General features: G+C 48.3%; 1 pseudogene. It reads right to left on the minus strand.

Features of this window, described 5'->3' with window-relative positions:
• Window positions 1–56: 56 nt before the first annotated feature.
• Window positions 57–805 (minus strand): annotated as a pseudogene (locus DEO48_RS26435) (hypothetical protein); the annotation flags it as partial.

The following is an 805-nucleotide window of genomic DNA, read 5'->3' on the forward strand; positions in this document are numbered from 1 at the left end:
GGATGATCGATCAGCTGCGAATCGCTGATCGACGTTCCACGCGAAAACATGATCGATCAGAGCGGAATACGCACACAGTTAGGCTGCTTCTGGAAAATATAGTTACCGGAAAGATTTCCACCAGCGTTGGCGTATATATCACCGTTTGCTGTCGTGAATTGAAATATACGCTGTCCGGCAGAACCACCATCCCCGAGTGTTGTTATTGCTACATCCGCCCACGAACTAGGCCCGGTAGCTATAGAACCAAGTCCTACTGTTGAAGAATATCCACCACTGCATTGACTATGCCAACGGGCAAAAGGAATAAACCCTGCATCATTATTAACGGAAACGTTACCTCGGAAAAAAGAGATATTTCTTTGCCATGTATTAATGTCTGACCATGAGCCGCCATAACCAGCCCCATCAGCTCCACACGAAGATGATTTGAATCTCTCATCCGGGTAAAACAAAAATGAACCCGCCGTACCAGTTCCGCTATTAACATTTAACTGCGCTCTGTCTAAATTAGTTCCGCTCCCACGAACGCCGCCAAGAGACCAGTTCCCGTTATACCAGGCCCCTCCCACTGCGTTTACATAACTTCCGACAGTCCCATCCCCTGTAATGTTGTATAGCTTAACAGCCTTATCACCACCTTCCTGCGTGGATACTCCAATACTATTTCCCTGAGTTACCATCAAACTGCCGGTAACATTTCCCCCTGTTTTTTTATCGACAGTATTCAACCGCGAATCATCCCCGGCCGCCACGGTTCCGGCAGCCGTTCCAACGTTCCTTGTGGCGCTGTTTCCCAAACCGA

It is taken from the genome of Enterobacter sp. CGMCC 5087 (assembly GCF_003144775.1).
Taxonomy (GTDB): Bacteria; Pseudomonadota; Gammaproteobacteria; order Enterobacterales; family Enterobacteriaceae; genus Enterobacter; species Enterobacter cloacae_M.